Below are 15,372 nucleotides of genomic sequence, written 5' to 3'. Positions count from 1 at the left end.
TCCCTCGCCGCCGCCCGCCGCCCGCCGCCCGCCGCCCGCCGCCCGCCGCCCGGTGCCGTCACACGCAGTCCCGCCCCGCCCTCCGCCGGCCCCGCGCCCTCGCAGCCCTCGGTGCCGCCCGCCCGAGCCGGCAGGATCGGGTCGGGCGGGCGGACATCGGGCGCCGGGAACCTCGTACGGCGGTCAGGGCCGGTAGCGCAGCGGATGGTCTCCGGGGACCTCGACGACCACGATCTCCGTGCCGTCCGGGTCCTCGATCCACATCTCGATCAGCCCCCAAGGCTCCCGGACCGGCGGGCGCACGACCTCGACCCCGGCCGCGGTGAGCTCCTCGTGCGCCGCCGCCACGTCCGCGACCTGGAGCCACAGTTTGAGCGCGGGGGACGGCGGGGTCTCGGAGCGCCCGGCGACCTCCAGGAAGCCGCCGCCGAGGAAGTAGACGGTGCCGCGCTCGGGACCCGTGCCGAATTCCCGGTAGACGTCCAGGCCCAGCTGTTCGCCGTAGAAAGTGCGGGAGCGCTCCGGGTCGGTGGGGCGCAGGAGGGTTCGGCTGCTCAGTACATGCACCATGCACCAGGAGCGTAGGGGAGGGTTAGGCTCATCGGTGCCTCAGCCGCGCCACCGAACGGAGATACGTTCCATGGACACCGCCGCCTCCACCGGACTCACCTTCCGCGACGCCACCGACGGCGACGTGGACGCCCTGGTCGCGCTGATCGAGTCGGCGTACCGCGGGGAGTCCAGCCGGGGCGGCTGGACCACGGAGGCGGACATCCTCGAAGGTCAGCGGACCGACCCCGAGGGCGTGCTCGCGGTCGTCAAGGCGCCCGACAGCCGGTTGCTGACCGTGGAGCGGGACGGCGCGATCGTCGCCTGCTGCCAGCTCGAACACCGCGGTGACCACGCCTACTTCGGCATGTTCGCGGTCAGCCCCGGCCTCCAGGGCGGCGGCCTCGGCAAGGTGATCATCGCCGAGGCGGAGCGGACCGCGCGCGAGACCTGGGGGATCACCGAGATGCACATGACGGTGATCTCGGTGCGCGAGGACCTCATCGCCTGGTACGAGCGGCGCGGCTACCGCCGTACGGGGAGGATGACGCCCTTCCCGTACGGCGACGAGCGCTTCGGCATCCCGCAGCGCGACGACCTCCAGTTCGAGCTGCTGGTCAAGCCGCTCGTCTGACCCGGGCCGTGCCGCGCCCGCGGTGCGCGCGGACGGCCGGGCCGCGGCCGTCCGGCCGGAGTCTTCCGGCCCGGCCGTGACGTCACGGCCGGGCCGTGGGCCGCGCGGCGTCCGTCACGCGGTGAAGCGGCCGGTGCGCTTGATCTCGGGATAGTCGGTGGTCGCGCCGTCCAGTTCCAGCGCGCGCACCAGCCGCAGATGCTCCTGGGTGTTCACGACCCAGCCGATGATCCGCAGGTCGGCCTTGCGGGCGTGCTCGACGACCTCCAGCGTGAGCCTGCGGATGTTCAGGCACACGGTCGCGGCGCCGACGGCCGTGGCCCGCTCCACGACATCGATGCCGTACCGGCTCGCGATGAGGGCGGTACGCACGCCGGGCACGAGCCGGGCGATCTCGGCGATCGCCTCGTCGTGGAACGACGACACCTCGACCCGTCCGACCAGGTCGCGCCGGTGCATGACCTCGGCCAGCGCCCTGGCCGCCGCCACGTCCTTGATCTCGGCCTGCAGCGGTGTGCCGACCGCGTCCAGGACCTCCTCGAAGACGGGGACGCGCTCCCCGCGCCCCGCGTCCAGCGCGCGCAGCTCGTCGAGGGTCATCTCGGCGATCGGCCCCGCGCCGTCGGTCGTACGGTCCACTTCGGCGTCGTGCATGACGACGAGAGCGCCGTCCTTGCTCAGATGCAGATCGAGTTCGATCAGGTCGAGGCCCGCTTGCTGGGCGGCGACGAAGGAACGGAGAGTGTTCTCGGGTTCGACACCCATCACTCCACGGTGACCGATGGTGAGGAAGTTCAAGATTCGACTCGCTTCCGTCGACGGCGGCTCGGCTCGCGCGTGGTGGCGACGGGGCCGCCCACGCGACTCCGCAGCCTAGTGGTCCCGCCGCCCCGTGTACCCGTTCGTACACGGGGCAATGGGGGTGGTCGGCAGGGGTACGGCCGCTTTCCGCCCGATCGGGTCACTCGCGGGTGGGCGAGTCCTCCGGTTGTTGACCGAGGACGCCTTGCGGTCCGAAGGCTTGACGACTAGTCATGTTCACTGCCGATGGAAGCCGTGAGACCGCGCGATCCGTGCCGGCCGTGCGCGCGCCGCAAGCGGTGCCGGCCGTGCAAGCCGTGCGAACCGATGGCGATCGGCGACCGCACGCGACCGCCTGCGATCGTCGGCGACCGCCTGTGAACACCGGTGGACGTCCATGGGTGCCTGCCGGTGGAGGGCGGTGCGTACGGCGAGCTCGCCGGTCCGCTCAGAGCCCGACCGCTCAGCGCCCGACCGCCCCGAGCTCGATCGCCCCGAGTCCGACCGCCCCGATTTCGACCGCCCCGATTTCGACCGCTCAGCGCCCGACCGCCCAGAGCACGATCGGCCCGGGCCCGACCGCCCCGAAGAGGAACCGCGATGCCCACAGAACCCGCGCCCGACGTCCTCGTCCTCCTCGACGCCATCAGGCTCCACTTCCCGGACCTCGGGGGTGCCGTCACGGACGCGGCCGAGGCCCGGCGTCTCCTCGCCGCCGCGCCCTCCTGGCCGTTCGAGCCGCCGGCCGTGGGATCGGTCGAGGACCGCACGATTCCGGGACCGCAGGGGGCCCCGGACATCCCCGTACGGATCTACCTGCCGCCGTCTCGTCGGCCCGCCCCGGCGGCGGACCGGGCCCGGCCGCCGGCGCCCCGCCCCACCGTCGTCTTCCTGCACGGCGGGGGCTGGGTCATCGGGGGCCTGGACTCCCACGACCCCGTCGCACGGGCCCTGTGCCGGGACGCCGACGCGGCCGTGCTGTCGGTCGACTACCGGCTCGCGCCCGAGGCGCGCTTCCCGGCCGCCGTGGACGACGCGTACGCCGCGCTGTGCTGGGCCGCGCGGCACGTCGGCGAGCTGGGCGGCGACCCGGGGGCGCTGGTCGTCGCCGGTGACAGCGCGGGCGGGAACCTGGCGGCCGTCGCCGCGCTCGTCGCCCGCGACCGGGGCGGCCCCGCACTGGCGCTCCAGGTGCTCGTCTATCCGGCGACCGACGTCCGGCCGCGCACGGAGCTGCCGGGCCGGGGTGGCCCGGGCTACTTCCTCACGCCGGCCCACGGCCGCTGGTTCGCCGAGCAGTACTTCGGGGCCGACGGCGACCGGGCGCACCCGCACGCCTCGCCCCTGGTGGCCGACCTGCACGGTCTGCCGCCCGCCCATGTCGTCACCGCGGGCTTCGACCTCCTCCACGACGAGGGCCGTGCGTACGCCGCGAAACTCCGGGCATCCGGTGTGCGGGTGACGGAGAGCGTGCACCCGGGCATGTTCCACGGGTTCTTCGGCTTCCCCGAACTCCTCGAGGACGCCCGGACCGCCCAGCGCCGCGTAGCGGAAGTAATCGCCCGCACGGTGTCCGGCAGGAAAAAGAACGGTGATGATGGGGGTGACGCAGGATAATCTCCCGAGTCTCCTCTTGCGGGAAGGAACCTCGCTTACATACGGTGTCCATACGCGAGGTTCTCCCGTGGAGGATGGGATATGACGGAAATTCTTGTGCAGGTGGGTACGGAGGAGCGGGTTCCTCCCGTGGGCAGGGTGGTGGAGCACCCGGCATGGCCCGTGCTCAAGGATGCCGTGGAGGAGATCCGCCCCTGGCAGTCCAAGGACGGCTCCATAGACCTCGACGCCGAGGGCGCCCCGGAGGCGGCCCAGGTGGAGGCGGCCGTGCGCCGTGCCACGGAGGCCATCGAGCAGCTCGCCCCGCTGCTGCCGCACGACGTCGAGTACCACGAGGCGCTCGTGAAGGACCTCCGGCGCTGGGCCGACGGCGGCTTCCAGGTGCCGGACTTCCTCGACTCGCTGCTGGCCTTCCAGCCCGCCGCGAGCCGCGAGGACGGCCTTCAGCACCTCGTCGTCTTCCCGATGTACACGCAGAACGGCAACCCGGACCGCAACTTCGAAGCGGTCGTCCTGCGCATGGTGTGGCCCGACTGGCTGGCCGAACTGGAGCGCACGCGCTACGACAATCCGCTGTTCTGCGGCATCACTTTCGAGGACTTCACCGCGGGCTACGACACCAATTCGGCCGTTCTCTTCCCCGAGACCATCGCGGTGCGCGAGGCGCCCGAGCGGTTCACCTGGGGCGGCATCTTCTGCGACCGCGAAGCCGCCCGCTTCCGCGCCGTCACCGACGCGGCCGTGGACATCCTGGGCCTGGAGCTGCCCGAGGACATCGCGGCCATGGTCCACGACCAGGAGCGCTGCGAGCAGGCCTTCGTGCTGTGGGACATGGTTCACGACCGCACCCACAGCCACGGCGACCTGCCCTTCGACCCGTTCATGATCAAGCAGCGCCAGCCGTTCTGGATGTACGGCCTGGAGGAGCTGCGCTGTGACCTCACCGCCTTCAAGGAGGCAGTGAAGCTGGAGGGCGAGGGCAACGCGCACGGCCGTGACGTGCAGTACGCCGTGCTCTTCGACCGGATGTTCCGCTTCCCGGTCTCCGGCGACCGCGTCCGCAACTACGACGGGCTCGGCGGCCAGCTGCTCTTCGCCTACCTGCACAAGCACGACGTCGTCCGCTGGACCGACAACAGGCTGCACATCGACTGGCAGCGTGCCCCGCAGGTCACCAACCAGCTGTGCGCCGAGATCGAGGACCTGTACCGGGCCGGCATCGACCGCCCGAAGCTCGTCCACTGGTTCAAGGCCTACGACCTGGTCTCCACCTACCTCGCCCCGCACCCCGGCTCCCGCTGGGCCAAGGGCCCCGACGCGCTGGACCTGTCCCAGCCCCCGCGCAAGCTCGTGGACGACGTGCTTCCGGACGAGTTTCCGCTGAGCATGTTCTATGAGGCACTGTCCAAGAAGCTCAAGAACGTGATCGCCGCCACCAAGGGCATCACCGCGGACAGCGCCGAGCGGGTCGCCGCGTGAGCGACCGCGCCGGGAACATCGCTCATCAGGAGGCGAAGATGGGGAACGGGAACGGGGCACTGAGCGGTGCGGTGATCGCGGTGGCGGGCGCGGGCGGACCCGCCGGCCGGGCGACGCTGCTGAGGCTGGCCGAGGCCGGGGCGACCGTCGTCGGGGCGGACAACGACCCGGAGCGACTCGCGGAGGCCGTGGACGCGGCCCGCTACGCGTCGGGCGGCGCCACCGTCACCGGTGAGCCGGTCGACCTGCTGGACCTGCAGTCCACGCGTGACTGGGCCACGCACATCGAGAAGGAGTTCGGGCGCGTCGACGGACTCGTGCACCTCGTGGGCGGCTGGCGCGGCAGCGAGACCTTCACCAAGACGAGCCTCGACGACTGGGACTTCCTGGAGCTGCTGCTCGTCCGCACCGTGCAGCACACCTCGCTGGCCTTCCACGAGGCGCTCCAGCTCAGCGACCGCGGCCGGTACGTCCTGATCAGCGCCGCCGGCGCCACCAACCCCAGCGCGGGCAACGCCGCCTACGCCGCCGCGAAGGCCGCGGCCGAGGCGTGGACGCTGGCCATGGGCGACTTCTTCCGCAAGGCCGGGGGCGCCGAGGGGCCGACATCGGCGGCTGCGATCCTGGTGGTCAAGGCGTTGGTGCACGACGCGATGCGCGCCGAGCGTCCCAACGCGAAGTTCGCGGGCTTCACGGACGTCAAGGACCTGGCCGATGCCATCGCCGGGGTCTGGAGCAAGCCCGCCGCCGAAGTGAACGGAAAGCGTCTGTGGCTGACCGAGAAGCCGTGAACCCTCCCAGGACCGATGCGCGTCGTCACCACGACCCGGAGGTCCGCGGTTTCGCCAGTGACAACTACGCCGGGGCCCACCCGGAGGTGATGGCCGCCCTCGCCGTGGCCAACGGCGGCCATCAGGTCGCCTACGGCGAGGACGACTACACCGAGAACCTCCAGCGGATCGTCCGCAGCCACTTCGGGGCGACCGCGGAGGCCTTCCCGGTCTTCAACGGCACCGGCGCGAACGTGGTCGCGCTCCAGGCGGTCACCGACCGCTGGGGCGCGGTGATCTGCGCGGAGAGCGCGCACATCAACGTCGACGAGGGCGGTGCCCCCGAGCGCATGGGCGGCCTCAAGCTGCTCACCGTGCCCACACCCGACGGCAAGCTCACCCCGGAACTGATCGACAAGCAGGCCTGGGGCTGGGAGGACGAGCACCGCGCCATGCCGCAGGTGGTGGCGATCACCCAGAGCACCGAGCTGGGCACGCTCTACACGCCCGACGAGATCCGGGCGATCTGCGACCACGCGCACGCCCGTGGCATGAAGGTGCACCTGGACGGGTCCCGGATAGCCAACGCGGCCGCCGCCCTGGACGTGCCGATGCGGACGTTCACCAACGCGGTCGGCGTCGACATCCTGTCGCTGGGCGGCACGAAGAACGGCGCGCTGTTCGGCGAGGCCGTCGTCGTCCTGAACCAGGACGCCGTCAGCCACATGAAGCACCTGCGCAAGCTGTCCATGCAGCTCGCCTCCAAGATGCGCTTCGTCTCCGTCCAGCTGGAGGCGCTGCTCGCCAAGGACCTGTGGCTGCGCAACGCCCGTCACGCCAACGAGATGGCGCAGCGCCTGGCCGAGGGCGTGCGCGCGGTGCACGGCGTGGAGATCCTCTACCAGGTCCAGGCCAACGCGGTCTTCGCGCGCCTGCCGCACGAGGTCAGCGAGCGGCTGCAGAAGCGCTTCCGGTTCTACTTCTGGGACGAGGCGGCGGGGGACGTCCGCTGGATGTGCGCCTTCGACACGACCGAGGAGGACGTCGACCGGTTCGTGGCCGCCCTCAAGGAGGAGATGGCCCACCAGTAGGCAGCTCCAAGAGCGTGCATAGATATGCGGTCACTCGAAAAGTCATTGACGCTCGGGTGGCCGCATTCCTATGCTCTGCGCGCATGGAGCTGATCCAGAACACCACAGATCTTTCCGCGTACTTGGCTGCCGACGACGTGATCGACCACCATCATCCGCGGGTGCGTGAGACGGCGGCGCGGCTCGCCAGGGGTGCCACCGACTCGTATGACTATGCGCGATCGGCCTTCGAGTTCGTGCGCGACAGCATTCCGCACTCGTACGACTCGGGCGATCTCCGGGTCACCTGGCGTGCCTCCGACGTCCTGGAGCGGCGTACCGGCATCTGCTTCGCCAAGGCTCACGCCCTGGCCGCGCTGCTGCGGGCCGAGGACATCCCGACCGGGTTCTGTTATCAGCGGTTCGAGGAGGTGCACGGGCTCGTCGCCGTCCGTTTCGACGGAGCGTGGCACCGGCAGGATCCCCGGGGGAACAAGCCCGGTGTCGACGCCCGGTTCTCCCTGGACGGTGAACGGCTTGCCTTCACGCCCGACCCCGAGTCCAATGAGTTGGACTATCCAGTGTTGTACGCTGAACCTCACCCGGTTGTGCTCGACGTCCTGAAGGCCGCACCCGACCGGCCGACCCTGTGGAAGACGCTCCCCACCGCACTCTGAGGCAAGGCAGACGATGATTCCCACGCTCACCGTGTCCGACGAGGTGCGCGCCCTCGCGCCCGGCTTCACCCATGTCGCCGTCGAGGCCCACGGACTGGTCAACGGGCCCAGCACCGAGGCGACTTCGGCGCTCCTCGACGACGCCGGCCGGCGGCTGGCCCGGCGGCTGGACGGCCGGTCCCCGCACGAGGACCCGCACATGGCGGCGTGGCGCGAGGTCTACACGGCGTTCGGCTCCAAGCCCTCCCGCACCCGCAACTCGGCGGAGGCGCTGGCGCGGCGCGCACTCGCCGACTCCGGTCTGCCCCGGATCAACGTGCTGGTGGACCTCTACAACGCCGTCAGCGTCGCCCGTCTGATTCCGGTCGGCGGCGAGGACACCGACCGTATCCGGGGCGGGATGCGGCTCGTACGCGCCGTGGGTGACGAGGACTTCGTCACCGTCGCGGGCGGCGCGGAGGTCGTCGAGCACCCCGACGCCGGTGAGGTGGTGTGGTGCGACGACGAGGGCGTGACCTGCCGTCGGTGGAACTGGCGGCAGGGGCCGCGGACCAGGCTCACCGAGGAGTCCGTCTCCGCGCTCTTCCTGCTGGAGAGCCTCGCGCCGATGCCGGTCGCCGACGTCGAGAGCGCCGGAGCCGAACTCGCCGAACTCCTGGAGAAGTTCAGCCCCGGGGCGCGCATCGCCGTGCACGCCCCGGAGTGACGATTCAGCGGGCCTCGGCCGCGCGCACCTGCTCGGGGGTCGGTGCCGTGCCGCCGAGGTGGGCGGGCATCCACCAGGTGTCCTCCGGGCCCTTGGGCCGCACGGGATAGGCGCGCTGACCGGCCTCCAGGAGATCCTGGACGCGCTCGCGCAGCCGTCGCGTGATGGCCCCCGCGTACTGGTCCGTGGGGGCCTCCACCGCTTCGCCGACCCGGATCGTGACCGGGGTGTGGCTGCGCTTGAAGTTGCGCGGGTGGCCCTTGGTCCACAGCCGCTGAGTGCCCCACAGGGCCATCGGGATCAGCGGGACGCCGGCCTCCTGAGCCATGCGCGCGGCACCCGACTTGAAGCTCTTCAGCGTGAAGGACTGCGAGATGGTCGCCTCGGGGAAGACGCCGACGATCTCGCCGGAGCGCAGCGAGTCCAGCGCGTGCTGATACGCCGTCTCGCCCTGCTTGCGATCCACCGGGATGTGTTTCATCCCGCGCATCAGCGGGCCGGAGATCCGGTGCCGGAAGACGGACTCCTTCGCCATGAAACGCACCAGGCGCTTCTGCGGCAACGCGGCCAGGCCGTCGAAGATGAAGTCCAGATAGCTGATGTGATTGCTCACCAGCACAGCGCCGCCCGAGCGCGGAATGTTCTCCGATCCCTTGCAGTCGATCTTGAGATCCCAGACCTTGAACATCGTTTTGGCGAGACCGACGACGGGACGGTAGACAAGCTCTGCCATGGAGGCGGTGGACCCTTCTCTCTGCCAGGGAAGGGTTCTCCCGGCGGGAAGTTACGCAGCCGTAGGTTTACGGCATTGCGCAGATCGTGCCCGAAGAACGGGCGAGGGGCCAGTCCTGGTGCCGGAAGGCGGCGAGATTCTCGTCACGTCCATCGTCAGCTCCACCTCGGACTTTTAACCCGCCTTTACTTCGCGCGTGCCGTGACCCGCCGTATGACCAGGTACATCTCGCACCCCAAGCAGTACCCGAATGCTGCATTGAGGAAGGCCGCCGCGAGCGCGCAACCGGTCGCCGCCTGCCCCAGCCATTCCGGTCCGATCGCATAGCCGGCGAGTCCGACGACCGCGAAGAAGAGCCCCACCGCCTGTGCGAACCGCGGCGGTTCGGGCGCCTCGAAGTCCGTCGGCGGCCCGAGCCGGGGGCGCACGGCGCGCCGGAACAGCCACCCGTACGGAGAGCGGCCCACCCCGCCCGCCGCCCCGAGCGCGAACGCCAGCGTCTGCCAGGCCAGCAGCCAGGCGCTCCCGGTGACCAGCACCACCGCCAGAACGACGGCCGTCACGGCCGCACCGAACCGCGGGCCCCTCACATCGATGTCCATGAATCAAGCATTCCGCACCGGAGGCGATCCGAGGGGCCGGGAATCTTTGCGGTCTCGTGAATGCTTGTGCAGACGATGACCGGACTTGTGGTGTGCGTAGTGGTGCTCGCGGCGGCGAGCGCCTATGGAGTGCTGCATCGGCGGCGGAGCGGGAGGGTGAGAGTGCGCGGGCGCGACGGCGGAAAGAGGCTCGGCGCGGCGGAGTTGGGGGAGGGGCTCGGTGAACGGGCCACGCTCGTCCAGTTCTCGAGCGCCTTCTGCGCCCCCTGCCGGGCGACCCGCAGAGTCCTCGGCGAGGTCGCGCACATGGTCCCGGGCGTGACGCACATCGAGATCGACGCCGAGGACCACCTGGACCTCGTGCGCGAGCTCGACATCCTCAAGACCCCCACCGTGCTGGTGCTCGACGCGCAGGGGCGGGTCGTCCGACGGGCGGTCGGCCAGCCGCGCAAGGCCGATGTGATCGCCGCGCTGGGGGAGGCCGTCTGAGGCCGTGACGATCATGGTGACGCATCTCCCAGATGACGGGACGCACTTGACTGCACGCACCACCTATCGTCAGCCTGACCGTATGCCCCCGGAACTCCTTCTCTTCGAGCGCGTCCACGTGGACCTGGCCCGCACCGCGAGTGCGTGCTGTCCGGGCTGTTGAGCACTCACGGCCCCGCCCCTCACTCCCGGCTTCGCGCGAGCGGGGGGACTCCCACGTCACTCCCGCAGAAGGACAACTCCATGACGGCCACGCCCGACCTGGGTACCGCCCGGCTCGCCTCCCCCGACCTGTTGCGCTCCGTCTTCCGGCGACACGCCGCGGGAGTGGCCGTGATCACGGCGGCCGGCGACTCGGGACCCGTCGGCTTCACCGCCACCTCGCTCACCTCGGTCTCCGCCGAGCCCCCGATCGTCTCCTTCGGGATCGGCACCGGAGCCTCCAGCTGGCCCGCGATCTCCGAGACCGGTCATGTCGGCGTCCATGTGCTCGGCGAACACCAGCAGGAGTTGGCGGCCACCTTCGCGAAGAGCGGCGCGGACCGTTTCGGCACGCCCACCCGGTGGCGCGCGGGCCCGGAGGGGGTGCCCGTCCTGGACGACGTGCTCGCCTGGCTGGTGTGCCGGGTCGTGGCGCGCGTGCCCGCGGGAGACCATCGCATCGTGCTGGCCGAGGTCGTCGTCGGCGACCACTCGGGCCCGGGTCGTCCACTCGTGTACCACCAGGGTCGCTTCAACGGTCTGCGGGACTGAGCGGGCGATCCCGGGGCAGGGGGTTACCCGTTGGTGCTACTCGCCGGTTCTACCCGCCGGTTACGCAGCGTTGTCAAGGTCACAGTCCAAAGCGCTTGCTTAGTGGGCGTCCGATGGGTGTACTGACGAGTAATATTTCGTTCGGAGCGCGGGCCGCCCCGACCGGGATCGGCCGCTTCAGGCGCCTATGCTGCCTGAAAGCAGGCAGCCCAGAAATGACGATGCAGTAGGAGAGCCGGCGTGAGCTTGAGGATCGTTGTCACTGTGAAGTACGTGCCCGACGCCACTGGCGACCGGCACTTCGCCGATGACCTGACCGTCGACCGTGACGACGTGGACGGCCTGCTGTCCGAGCTCGACGAGTACGCCGTCGAGCAGGCGCTGCAGATCGCCGAGGACGCGGACGACGCCGAGATCACCGTGCTGACCGTCGGTCCGGAGGACGCCAAGGACGCGCTGCGCAAGGCGCTGTCGATGGGCGCGGACAAGGCGATCCACGTGGAGGACGACGACCTGCACGGCACGGATGTCATCGGTACCTCGCTGGTGCTGGCCAAGGCGATCGAGAAGGCCGGTTACGACCTGGTGATCTCCGGCATGGCGTCCACGGACGGCACCGCCGGTGTGGTCCCCGCTCTGCTGGCGGAGCGCCTGGGCGTGCCGCAGGTGACCCTGCTGTCCGAGGTGAGCGTCGAGGACGGCGTGGTCAAGGGCCGCCGTGACGGTGACACCGCCTCCGAGCAGCTGGAGGCCTCGCTTCCCGCCGTCGTGTCGGTCACCGACCAGTCGGGCGAGGCTCGCTACCCGTCGTTCAAGGGCATCATGGCGGCCAAGAAGAAGCCGGTGGAGTCCTGGGACCTGGAGGACCTGGAGATCGAGGCGGACGAGGTCGGTCTCGAGGGTGCCTGGACCAAGGTCGACTCCGCGGCCGAGCGTCCGGCGCGCACCGCCGGCACGATCGTCAAGGACGAGGGCGAGGGCGGCAAGCAGCTCGCTGAGTTCCTCGCGGGCCAGAAGTTCATCTGAGCCCAGCAGTCGCTGACCGCCCCTCAACTCATCCAAGCAGGAGAGCAATCCCATGGCTGAAGTTCTCGTCTACGTCGACCACGTGGACGGTGCCGTCCGCAAGCCCACCCTGGAGCTGCTGACCCTGGCCCGCCGCATCGGCGAGCCGGTCGCCGTCGCGCTGGGTTCCGGCGCGGAGAACACCGCCGCCGCGCTCGCCAAGCACGGCGCGGTCAAGGTCCTCACCCACGACGCCGCCGAGTACGCCGACTACCTGGTCGTGCCGAAGGTCGACGCCCTTCAGGCTGCCGTCGAGGCCGTCTCCCCGGCTGCCGTGCTGGTCCCCTCCTCCGCGGAGGGCAAGGAGATCGCCGCCCGTCTCGCCGTCCGTATCGGCTCGGGCATCATCACCGACGCGGTCGACCTGGAGGCGGGTGACGAGGGTCCGGTGGCCACGCAGTCCGCGTTCGCCGCGTCCTTCACCACCAAGTCCCGTGTCTCCAAGGGCACCCCGGTCATCACGGTCAAGCCGAACTCGGCCGCCGTGGAGGCCGCTCCGGCCGCCGGTGCGGTCGAGGCCCTGTCCGTGTCCTTCTCGGAGAAGGCGACCGGCACGAAGGTGACCGCGCGCACGCCGCGTGAGTCGACGGGCCGTCCGGAGCTGACCGAGGCCGCGATCGTGGTCTCCGGTGGCCGTGGCGTCAACGGCGCGGAGAACTTCTCGATCATCGAGGCCCTCGCCGACTCCCTCGGCGCGGCGGTGGGCGCCTCGCGTGCCGCGGTGGACGCCGGCTGGTACCCGCACACCAACCAGGTCGGCCAGACCGGCAAGTCGGTCTCGCCGCAGCTGTACATCGCGTCCGGCATCTCGGGTGCGATCCAGCACCGTGCCGGTATGCAGACCTCGAAGACGATCGTGGCGATCAACAAGGACGCCGAGGCCCCGATCTTCGACCTGGTCGACTACGGCGTGGTCGGCGACCTCTTCGACGTCGTCCCGCAGCTCACCGAGGAGATCAAGACCCGCAAGGGCTGAGCGACTTCGTGACGACGAGGCCCCCGCGACCGTACGGTCGCGGGGGCCTCGCCTCATCCCAGGGTCAGTGAGGCCCGCACCGGCAGATGGTCGCTCGGGAACTGTCCGTCCCGGGAGAACGTGTCGACCGAAGCCCGGTGCACGGCCACCGCGGGCGTCGAGAGGATCCAGTCGATGCGGTCGCCGTCCGGCACCAGTGGCCGGTAGCCGTGGAAGGTGGCGTACGACGGACCGCGCTCGGCCGCGACGTCCCAGGCGTCGACCAGGCCGGCGCCCAGCAGCGTGTCGTACACCGGGTCCCGGTGGGCCGCGACGTTGAAGTCGCCGGTCACGACCAGCGGGAGGGACGGATCGAGCCCCGCGATCCGCTGCCCGATCAGTGCCGCGGCACGGGTGCGCGCGCGGCCGCTGCGGCTGTCCAGGTGGGTGTTGAACAGGTAGAACTCGCGCTCCCCGTCGCGCAGGTCGCGGAACCGGACCCAGGTGACCATGCGGACGCAGACCCCGCCCCAGGTGTTCGAGCCGATCACCTCCGGCGTGTCCGACAGCCAGAAGTGCTCGTACTCCACCGGGGTGAGCCGACGCGTGTCGTAGAAGACGGCCATGAACTCGTCGCGGCTGCCGCCCGCACGGCCGGTGCCGATCCACTCGTGGTGTGCCCCGAGGTCGGACGCGATGTCGCGCACCTGGTGGTAGAGGCCCTCCTGGGTCCCCATGACGTGCGGTGTCCCGCGGCGCAGCAGCTCCCGCATCGCCGGGCGGCGCGCGGCCCAGCTGTGGGGCTCGGCGGTGCCGGCGTAGCGGAGGTTGAAGGTCATCACGTCCAGGGGCCGGCCGCCGCGCCGGGAGGCGGCGGCCTGGGCCGTGCTGAGCAGGGGCATCGCGAGCGCCGTGGCCGCCGCGGTCCTGAGCCCCGTACGCCGGGTCACTCTGCTGGAGTTCGACACGCCGTCTCCTTCGGTCGCGAGTCAGGATGAGGGGTGCGCACCACAGTGTGGAAGCAGGAAGCGAGACAAGGGTGAACTCGGCGCGGTGCCGGAGCGTCCCGCGATCCAAGAGGGTGTTGACCGGCGGGAAGGTCCCCGGATAACTTCGCTCTACGGATTGTTGATTCCGTAGTGCGGAAAACTGGAGGGTGTGGGATGGGTCAGGGTCAGCAGGAGAAGGTGGCGACGAGCCTGGCGGGCGCCGTCAGCGAGGAGATCAGCGCCTCTCTCGCCCCGGTCGACGCCGAGCTGGAGCGCCGCTACCCCGGCGACCCAGGCACCCGACAGCCCGTCCACACCGTCTACGTCCCCGGTGACGTGTTCGCCGCCGACACCGTCCGCACCTGGGGCGACCGGGCCCTCGCCGCCCTGGACGAGCACGCCCCCGACGCCGCCTCGTTCGCCGCCGTCCTCGGTCTCGCCGACGAACTCGCGGAACCCGTCTACGACCGCGTACGGGCCAAGCTGGAGCGTGAACCCGTCGAGGACCTCCGCATCGACTTCGAGGACGGCTACGGCGCACGCCCGGACGCCGAGGAGGACGAGGCGGCGGCCCGCGCGGCCCGCCTGGTCGCGGAAGCCTACCGGGACGGCACGGCGGCCCCCTACATGGGCATCCGCATGAAGTGCATGGAAGCCCCGGTGCGCGACCGCGGCATCCGCACCCTCGACGTCTTCCTGACCGGTCTGATGGAGGCCGGCGGCCTGCCCGGCGGACTCGTCCTCACCCTGCCCAAGGTGACGTACGCGGAGCAGGTCACCGCGATGGTCCGCCTCCTTGAGGAGTTCGAGAAGGCGCACGGGCTGGAGGCCGGCCGGATCGGCTTCGAGATCCAGATCGAGACCAGCCAGTCCATCCTCGCCACCGATGGCACCGCCACCGTCGCCCGCATGATCCAGGCCGCCGAGGGCCGGGCCACCGGACTGCACTACGGCACCTTCGACTACAGCGCCTGCCTCGGCGTCTCCGCCGCCTACCAGGCCAGCGACCACCCCGCCGCAGACCACGCCAAGGCGATCATGCAGGTCGCTGCGGCCGGCACCGGCGTACGCGTCTCGGACGGGTCGACGAACGTCCTCCCGGTCGGCCCCACCAAGAAGGTCCACGACGCCTGGCGCCTGCACTACGGCCTCACCCGCCGGGCCCTGGCCCGCGCCTACTACCAGGGCTGGGACATGCACCCCGGCCACATCCCGACCCGCTACGCCGCCGTCTTCGCCTTCTACCGCGAGGGTTTCGAGCAGGCCGCGGCCCGCCTCGCCCGCTACGCCAACCACGCCGGCGGCGACGTCATGGACGAGCCCGCCACCGCCAAGGCCCTCAGCGGCTATCTGCTCCGCGGCCTGGACTGCGGCGCCCTCGACATGTCCGAGGTCGCCCGCCTGACCGGCCTGACCCGAGCCGACCTGGAGGGCTTCGCGTCGCCGAGGCGGGCGGACCTGACGATCTCGGGCACCTGAGCGA

18 protein-coding genes are annotated in these 15,372 nt (G+C 70.9%); 13 read left to right on the top strand and 5 right to left on the bottom strand.

Annotated elements, in window-relative coordinates; genetic code table 11:
- Window positions 1-183: 183 nt before the first annotated feature.
- Window positions 184-570, bottom strand: coding sequence for a VOC family protein (locus ACSYGO_RS08715; RefSeq protein ID WP_426679300.1), 387 nt, complete (start codon window positions 568-570; stop codon window positions 184-186).
- A gap of 70 nt (window positions 571-640) precedes the next feature.
- On the opposite strand from ACSYGO_RS08715, the gene ACSYGO_RS08710 reads away from it, so the two are divergent.
- Window positions 641-1,183: a GNAT family N-acetyltransferase gene (locus tag ACSYGO_RS08710; protein WP_426679299.1), complete on the top strand. Its 543-nt coding sequence runs from the start codon at window positions 641-643 to the stop codon at window positions 1,181-1,183.
- A gap of 114 nt (window positions 1,184-1,297) precedes the next feature.
- Here ACSYGO_RS08710 and ACSYGO_RS08705 read toward each other — a convergent pair whose 3' ends face one another.
- Window positions 1,298-1,981 (bottom strand): glycerophosphodiester phosphodiesterase, encoded by a 684-nt coding sequence (locus tag ACSYGO_RS08705; protein ID WP_426679298.1) that lies wholly within the window; start codon window positions 1,979-1,981, stop codon window positions 1,298-1,300.
- A 603-nt stretch (window positions 1,982-2,584) separates the two neighbouring features.
- Here ACSYGO_RS08705 and ACSYGO_RS08700 point away from each other — a divergent pair.
- The 6 genes from ACSYGO_RS08700 (at window position 2,585) to ACSYGO_RS08675 (ending at window position 8,303) form a co-directional block, all read left to right on the top strand.
- Window positions 2,585-3,601, top strand: a complete 1,017-nt coding sequence (locus tag ACSYGO_RS08700) for an alpha/beta hydrolase (protein WP_460386406.1) — start codon at window positions 2,585-2,587, stop codon at window positions 3,599-3,601.
- 81 nt (window positions 3,602-3,682) lie between these two features.
- Window positions 3,683-5,080 carry a DUF6421 family protein gene (locus tag ACSYGO_RS08695; RefSeq protein WP_460386405.1) on the top strand — a complete coding sequence of 466 codons (1,398 nt, stop codon included), beginning with the start codon at window positions 3,683-3,685 and terminating at the stop codon, window positions 5,078-5,080.
- A gap of 38 nt (window positions 5,081-5,118) precedes the next feature.
- Window positions 5,119-5,871: an SDR family oxidoreductase gene (locus ACSYGO_RS08690; RefSeq protein ID WP_345647089.1), complete on the top strand. Its 753-nt coding sequence runs from the start codon at window positions 5,119-5,121 to the stop codon at window positions 5,869-5,871.
- Window positions 5,868-6,941 carry a threonine aldolase family protein gene (locus ACSYGO_RS08685; protein WP_460386404.1) on the top strand — a complete coding sequence of 358 codons (1,074 nt, stop codon included), beginning with the start codon at window positions 5,868-5,870 and terminating at the stop codon, window positions 6,939-6,941. Before ACSYGO_RS08690 ends, ACSYGO_RS08685 begins: the two co-directional genes overlap by 4 nt.
- A gap of 83 nt (window positions 6,942-7,024) precedes the next feature.
- Window positions 7,025-7,597: a transglutaminase domain-containing protein gene (locus ACSYGO_RS08680; protein WP_460386403.1), complete on the top strand. Its 573-nt coding sequence runs from the start codon at window positions 7,025-7,027 to the stop codon at window positions 7,595-7,597.
- Between the two features lie 13 nt (window positions 7,598-7,610).
- A complete protein-coding gene (locus tag ACSYGO_RS08675) occupies window positions 7,611-8,303 on the top strand; it encodes a B3/B4 domain-containing protein (protein WP_426679294.1) in 693 nt (230 codons plus the stop codon).
- Window positions 8,304-8,307: 4 nt separating this feature from the next.
- Here the strand turns inward: ACSYGO_RS08675 and ACSYGO_RS08670 are convergent, their stop codons facing one another.
- Window positions 8,308-9,036: a lysophospholipid acyltransferase family protein gene (locus ACSYGO_RS08670; RefSeq protein ID WP_426679293.1), complete on the bottom strand. Its 729-nt coding sequence runs from the start codon at window positions 9,034-9,036 to the stop codon at window positions 8,308-8,310.
- A gap of 185 nt (window positions 9,037-9,221) precedes the next feature.
- Window positions 9,222-9,638 (bottom strand): DUF4395 domain-containing protein, encoded by a 417-nt coding sequence (locus ACSYGO_RS08665; RefSeq protein ID WP_426679292.1) that lies wholly within the window; start codon window positions 9,636-9,638, stop codon window positions 9,222-9,224.
- A 75-nt stretch (window positions 9,639-9,713) separates the two neighbouring features.
- Here ACSYGO_RS08665 and ACSYGO_RS08660 point away from each other — a divergent pair, with 75 nt between their 5' ends.
- From ACSYGO_RS08660 to ACSYGO_RS08640, 5 genes are all read left to right on the top strand, one after another.
- Window positions 9,714-10,127 (top strand): TlpA family protein disulfide reductase, encoded by a 414-nt coding sequence (locus tag ACSYGO_RS08660; RefSeq protein WP_426679291.1) that lies wholly within the window; start codon window positions 9,714-9,716, stop codon window positions 10,125-10,127.
- A gap of 13 nt (window positions 10,128-10,140) precedes the next feature.
- Window positions 10,141-10,290: a putative leader peptide gene (locus ACSYGO_RS08655; RefSeq protein WP_373557513.1), complete on the top strand. Its 150-nt coding sequence runs from the start codon at window positions 10,141-10,143 to the stop codon at window positions 10,288-10,290.
- 80 nt (window positions 10,291-10,370) lie between these two features.
- A complete protein-coding gene (locus ACSYGO_RS08650; protein WP_426679290.1) occupies window positions 10,371-10,880 on the top strand; it encodes a flavin reductase family protein in 510 nt (169 codons plus the stop codon).
- Window positions 10,881-11,120: 240 nt separating this feature from the next.
- Window positions 11,121-11,906: an electron transfer flavoprotein subunit beta/FixA family protein gene (locus ACSYGO_RS08645; RefSeq protein ID WP_028799665.1), complete on the top strand. Its 786-nt coding sequence runs from the start codon at window positions 11,121-11,123 to the stop codon at window positions 11,904-11,906.
- Between the two features lie 52 nt (window positions 11,907-11,958).
- On the top strand, window positions 11,959-12,921 hold the full coding sequence (locus ACSYGO_RS08640) for an electron transfer flavoprotein subunit alpha/FixB family protein (protein WP_460386402.1): 963 nt from the start codon (window positions 11,959-11,961) through the stop codon (window positions 12,919-12,921).
- A gap of 53 nt (window positions 12,922-12,974) precedes the next feature.
- On the opposite strand, the gene ACSYGO_RS08635 is transcribed toward ACSYGO_RS08640, so the two are convergent.
- A complete protein-coding gene (locus ACSYGO_RS08635) occupies window positions 12,975-13,868 on the bottom strand; it encodes an endonuclease/exonuclease/phosphatase family protein (protein ID WP_460386400.1) in 894 nt (297 codons plus the stop codon).
- Between the two features lie 195 nt (window positions 13,869-14,063).
- Here ACSYGO_RS08635 and ACSYGO_RS08630 point away from each other — a divergent pair, with 195 nt between their 5' ends.
- Window positions 14,064-15,368, top strand: coding sequence for a DUF6986 family protein (locus ACSYGO_RS08630; protein ID WP_426679288.1), 1,305 nt, complete (start codon window positions 14,064-14,066; stop codon window positions 15,366-15,368).
- Window positions 15,369-15,372 lie beyond the last annotated feature (4 nt).

It is taken from the genome of Streptomyces krungchingensis (assembly GCF_054729265.1).
Note: the sequence above shows the minus strand (reverse complement) of the source record. Positions and strands in the feature narration are given on the sequence as shown.

Coding starts and splice junctions, on each gene's coding strand:
- ACSYGO_RS08665 (WP_426679292.1), bottom strand. CDS start 9,638: ATGGACATCGATGTGAGGGGCCCGCGGTTCGGTGCGGCCGTGACGGCC.
- ACSYGO_RS08695 (WP_460386405.1), top strand. CDS start 3,683: ATGACGGAAATTCTTGTGCAGGTGGGTACGGAGGAGCGGGTTCCTCCC.
- ACSYGO_RS08690 (WP_345647089.1), top strand. CDS start 5,119: ATGGGGAACGGGAACGGGGCACTGAGCGGTGCGGTGATCGCGGTGGCG.
- ACSYGO_RS08640 (WP_460386402.1), top strand. CDS start 11,959: ATGGCTGAAGTTCTCGTCTACGTCGACCACGTGGACGGTGCCGTCCGC.
- ACSYGO_RS08650 (WP_426679290.1), top strand. CDS start 10,371: ATGACGGCCACGCCCGACCTGGGTACCGCCCGGCTCGCCTCCCCCGAC.
- ACSYGO_RS08630 (WP_426679288.1), top strand. CDS start 14,064: ATGGGTCAGGGTCAGCAGGAGAAGGTGGCGACGAGCCTGGCGGGCGCC.
- ACSYGO_RS08655 (WP_373557513.1), top strand. CDS start 10,141: ATGGTGACGCATCTCCCAGATGACGGGACGCACTTGACTGCACGCACC.
- ACSYGO_RS08710 (WP_426679299.1), top strand. CDS start 641: ATGGACACCGCCGCCTCCACCGGACTCACCTTCCGCGACGCCACCGAC.
- ACSYGO_RS08700 (WP_460386406.1), top strand. CDS start 2,585: ATGCCCACAGAACCCGCGCCCGACGTCCTCGTCCTCCTCGACGCCATC.
- ACSYGO_RS08715 (WP_426679300.1), bottom strand. CDS start 570: ATGGTGCATGTACTGAGCAGCCGAACCCTCCTGCGCCCCACCGACCCG.
- ACSYGO_RS08675 (WP_426679294.1), top strand. CDS start 7,611: ATGATTCCCACGCTCACCGTGTCCGACGAGGTGCGCGCCCTCGCGCCC.
- ACSYGO_RS08660 (WP_426679291.1), top strand. CDS start 9,714: ATGACCGGACTTGTGGTGTGCGTAGTGGTGCTCGCGGCGGCGAGCGCC.
- ACSYGO_RS08670 (WP_426679293.1), bottom strand. CDS start 9,036: ATGGCAGAGCTTGTCTACCGTCCCGTCGTCGGTCTCGCCAAAACGATG.
- ACSYGO_RS08680 (WP_460386403.1), top strand. CDS start 7,025: ATGGAGCTGATCCAGAACACCACAGATCTTTCCGCGTACTTGGCTGCC.